This is a genomic window from Rhodohalobacter sp., from assembly GCF_041686455.1.
Lineage (GTDB): Bacteria > Bacteroidota > Rhodothermia > Balneolales > Balneolaceae > Rhodohalobacter.
In genome coordinates this window covers 1-4463 of the sequence record NZ_JAWLDW010000168.1, presented here as the reverse complement: position 1 = coordinate 4463, position 4463 = coordinate 1, and the positions used below count along the sequence as shown (strand labels likewise).

The window sequence follows — 4463 nt, the reverse complement described above, 5'->3', positions numbered from 1 at the left end:
CGTGCACTCCAGTCCCTTGAAAATAACAAACTCATATATCGCTGCCAGGGTCTTGGATCATTTGTCAGTGACGATCGAAAAAAACACAACCTGGTTAAACTGACCGACTTTAACGAAGATATGGAAAAAGCCGGGCTCGAAGCTTCTTCCGTTGTAAAACGTTTTGAAGTTATAACTGCACCCAAATGGCTGGCTGAGCGTCTCGACATTGAAGAGAATATAAAAGTACTTCAGGTAGACCGGCTTCGCTTAGGCGACAGTGAGCCCATTGCCTACGATACCTCATGGCTGCCAATTTTTTACGGACAACTGCTTTCGGAAGAAGCCTTGAAGGATAAAACGATCTACTCAATCCTTGAAGATGACTATGATATTGAGGTAACCAAAGGTTGTTACAGAATGTCGGCAACATCGGCAGATGATGATCTCTCCGAAGCTCTGGACGTTCCAGTCAACACCCCACTCTTTTTAATCGACAGAATTACATACACAATCGGAGACAAACCGATCTACTATCAAAAGCGTTACTATAGAAATGATCAGGTTAAATATGAAATGACACTGGAACGTGGTAAGAATGATACATCAAAATCTGAACCGTTGCCGCTCAAAGAGTTTGTCCCTGTATTTCATTCATCCGATTAACCCTACTGTAATCTATTATTTACAATGAAAGCCGGTAGTTCAAAAATATTGAAATTCATCGCAGTCTGTGTTATCTGTATTTTGATAATTACAGCTCTCGGTTTTGGAATTCAATTTCTAATCAACAATTAATCACGGAGTCTTATTATGAAGAAAAACATGGGTAATATCGATCGCGGGTTGAGAGTAGTCATCGCACTGGTTGTGGCTATACTCTATTTTACCGGACTAATATCCGGAACCGCAGCCATTATTCTAGGTATTCTGGCAGCTGTATTTATTTTAACAAGCTTGGTGGGCACATGCCCTCTTTATTTGCCATTTGGCCTGTCCACCAAAAAAGGATAGCTGCTCTTTTCAATTTTACTGTTAGCACGGTTTTAAGAGTACGATCTCAAAAAATGATCTACATCAAAGGTGGAATTTTAAAGATGTTTTATCCATCCAAGGATATCCACTAAAACACCCCTCTTAATCTCCCCTTTTTAGGGGAGACATTTTCTTTTATAAGTTGAGGATCTGACTCCAAACCTGGATTAACGAATAAATATGGATGAAGCATCAGAGTGAATTGCTCACCCATGGGAAAAAGTGTATCTTACAAAGCTGAATTACTAATCTACTAATCCACTTTAATATGACATTTTTGCAAGTTTTTTTCCTGATGGGATCACCTGAAGGCGGCGACGGAGCCCTGCTCAACCTTCTCTTTTTGGGAGCCCTATTTTTTGTTTTTTACTTCTTTATTATTCGTCCGCAAAGCAAGCGGCAAAAAGAGATTCAGAAGAAAGTGAGTGAGATGAAAAAAGGCGATAAAGTTGTTACCGGCGGCGGAATGTTTGGTGTTGTAAACTCTATCGAAGACGAAACCGTTTTATTGGAAATTGACAGTGGTGTGAAAGCCCGATTCCAAAAAAGTTCAATTACCGATGTAAACCCGAATAAGAAGTAACATTTCTTTAACCGGGCCATCCGGAAAACAGATCTACCATGACAGAGTCTCCTTTTCATACCATAGAAGAAGCTATTGAGGATATCCGTGCTGGTAAAATGGTCATCGTTGTTGATGATGAAGACCGCGAAAATGAGGGGGATTTCCTCATGGCGGCCGATAAAGTTACCCCGGAATCTATCAATATAATGGTGAAGCATGGCCGCGGCCTTGTATGCGTACCGATTACGCGGCATAGGGCTCAGGAGCTGAATTTAGACTACATGGTTACGGAGGGCGCCGATCCTGATGAAGCCGCTTTTACAATATCTGTTGATCATAAGAAATTGACCACTACCGGTATTTCTGCGCCCGACCGAGCGAATACGATCAAAGAGATGATCAACCCAAAGGCTCACCCCTCCGATTTTAGACGCCCCGGTCACGTTTTTCCGCTGATCAGTGTAGAGGGAGGTGTATTGAGACGCGCCGGCCATACTGAAGCAGCCGTTGATTTAGCCCGACTTGCCGATTGTGCACCGGCCGGAATTATCTGTGAAATTATGCACGACGACGGCGAAATGGCGAGATTGCCGGAACTGATCAAACTTTCCAAAAAGTTTGATATGAAACTGATCACAATCAAAGATCTGATTGCCTACCGGATGAAGCATGAGTCGCTTATCAAAAAAGTGCTTACCGTAGATATGCCCACCATCCACGGAGATTTCGATCTGCACGTATTTGAGGAAAAGCTGACCGGCGAACATCACCTGGCGTTTGCAAAAGGAGAATGGACGAAAGAGGATCCGGTTTTAGTTCGGGTCCACTCAGCAAATCCGCTGGCTGATATTTTCGGAAGTAAACGAAGTAACAAAACCGGCCTGCTGCATGAAAGCATGAAGATGGTGGCCCGGTCGGACCACGGCGTTGTGCTGTATATGGATCAGATGAGCCGTGAATTTAACATTGTTGACCAGATTACTGCGATACGATTACAGGATGACGGACTCAGTAAAGATCAGATCCGATCGAAATTGGGGTCAAAAATGGACTCGCGCGATTATGGTGTTGGCGCCCAAATACTTCACATGCTCGGAATTCGAAAGCTCCGCCTGCTAACCAACAATCCGGTAAAACGGGTTGGGCTGAAGAGCTTTGGCCTGGAAATGGTTGATGAGGTTGCCATTCCGCTCGATCATATCGACACAGATCATCCCGACGAAAAACTCGACAAGCCACAATCGAAAGAAGGTTTTCTGAAAAAACTGATGCTGGAATGATGTAAGACACAGGGTACAAGTTTAACTTTTGTCAAAGTTGGCGGGCTTCAACAGCATTGCTCTACTCCGTGAACTGATGCCCGCCTATCCTCCAAAAAGTTTTTTGTCTTATCGAGTGAAGCCCTGTCAGTGCATTTTTGGCCGGGCGTAATCGAGACATCTCATTCCATAGGATTCACCACTGTCTCTCGTTGCCCTACACTTCTGCTCATGTGTAAAATGATCAGCCATTTTATTAGATGGAGCGTATAAGGCGTTATTTAAATTTGATCAGATAACAAAGAGATGTCTCGACTCCATTCGGAAGAAGCACCGCATTCCGCTCGACAAGACAATTGCGTTTTTAATATGAAAACCGGCGTATAAGAATCCCAATTATACAGCTTTCATTCTCACGCCGGCATACAATGAATTCCTTGTCACAGCAGGTTCTCCACGATTCCATACTACTTATTTTAAAAACCTGCACCTTTTCCCTGATGATAAACACAGATTAGGAATTGCCAACTGATTACTGCCAACTGCCAACTCTCTTTCGCTACTCCTCATTTGAAACCACAGCTGCCACACCGCCGCGTCTTCCATCTCCTGCACCTGAATACCCTTTGGGTCCACGGCTAACAGAGTGTGCTCCTCCAAAAAACAGGCTCTTCTCGCTCCAGATTTTATGGTTTGGATAGAGATCTTTAAGTTTTTTCAACTGGACAAGGCCAAATCCCTTTTCTACATGCAGCTGCTTCTCTTCTATGTGAATTCTTGGTGCTTCGATCGACTCGTTTAAAGGTATCTTAAAATCAATCAGGTTTAGAAGAATCTGAAAAATAGCCGTACGAATACGGTTGGAACCGCCTGAACCAAAAACCACACTTGCACCTGATTTCATCTTCAGAATTCCGGGCGTCATCATCGATGTCATTCTCTCATTCGGATTCCACTCATGAAATCCACCCGGATTCAGATCTTCTTCACCCAGCATATTATTGAACATGAAACCCGTTCCCGGTATCATAACTCCGCTTCCCTCTCCATTACTGGAGGTCATACTTGCCATATTGCCATCCTTATCTACAATACTGATGTGGGTGGTACCTCTGAAGGATGCCGTTCTCTGCCTGATCTCTTTTTTGTAGATCTCCAGATATTCAGGATCCAGTAGTTTCAAGGCGGGATCATCTGAAGGATGTTCAACAAAGGCCTCGATCCGCGCTCTGTTTGTCATCCTTTGTATAAATGCAACAGTATCAAGCCACGCTTCATCGCCCGGTTTAAACTTCCAGGAATCAACTGCCTCCATCAACTTCAATGCGAACCCGACCAGGATTCCACCTGATGACGGAGGAGGATTGATTGCGATTTCATTGCCCCGGTAACTAACCTTCAACGGTTCTCTTTTAATAGTCCGATATTCTTCAAAATCATCCCTGGTCAGATATCCGCCATCATCACGACAAATTCTTGAGATCTTTTCGGCAATTTCCCCTTTGTAAAACAGGCCTTCCCCATCGATCACCAGCTGCTCTAAAAGTTCTGCAAGGTCAGGCTGTTTTAACACTTCACCTTCGCGAATCAGTTGATCTGCCTCTCGTGAACTTCTAAAAATACGT

General features: G+C 43.8%; 5 protein-coding genes. 4 read left to right on the top strand and 1 reads right to left on the bottom strand.

The window, feature by feature from the left end; translation table 11 throughout:
• The 4 genes from ACESM0_RS12945 to ribB all read left to right on the top strand — a co-directional run.
• Positions 1-645 (top strand): GntR family transcriptional regulator (locus ACESM0_RS12945; protein ID WP_372906622.1); only part of this gene is annotated, 645 nt, incomplete at its 5' end.
• Between the two features lie 147 nt (positions 646-792).
• Positions 793-993 (top strand): DUF2892 domain-containing protein, encoded by a 201-nt coding sequence (locus ACESM0_RS12940; RefSeq protein WP_372906621.1) that lies wholly within the window; start codon positions 793-795, stop codon positions 991-993.
• A 289-nt stretch (positions 994-1282) separates the two neighbouring features.
• Complete coding sequence (yajC, locus tag ACESM0_RS12935) at positions 1283-1597, top strand: preprotein translocase subunit YajC (RefSeq protein ID WP_372906620.1); 315 nt, start codon at positions 1283-1285, stop codon at positions 1595-1597.
• Positions 1598-1635: 38 nt separating this feature from the next.
• Positions 1636-2859 (top strand): 3,4-dihydroxy-2-butanone-4-phosphate synthase, encoded by a 1224-nt coding sequence (ribB, locus tag ACESM0_RS12930; protein ID WP_372906619.1) that lies wholly within the window; start codon positions 1636-1638, stop codon positions 2857-2859.
• 538 nt (positions 2860-3397) lie between these two features.
• On the opposite strand, the gene ACESM0_RS12925 is transcribed toward ribB, so the two are convergent.
• On the bottom strand, positions 3398-4463 hold a 1066-nt coding region (locus ACESM0_RS12925), incomplete at its 5' end, for a gamma-glutamyltransferase (protein ID WP_372906618.1).

What these genes read in the sequence shown, in the direction of transcription:
- ACESM0_RS12940 (WP_372906621.1), top strand. Translation starts at nt 793, where the DNA reads ATGAAGAAAAACATGGGTAATATCGATCGCGGGTTGAGAGTAGTCATC.
- yajC (WP_372906620.1), top strand. Translation starts at nt 1,283, where the DNA reads ATGACATTTTTGCAAGTTTTTTTCCTGATGGGATCACCTGAAGGCGGC.
- ribB (WP_372906619.1), top strand. Translation starts at nt 1,636, where the DNA reads ATGACAGAGTCTCCTTTTCATACCATAGAAGAAGCTATTGAGGATATC.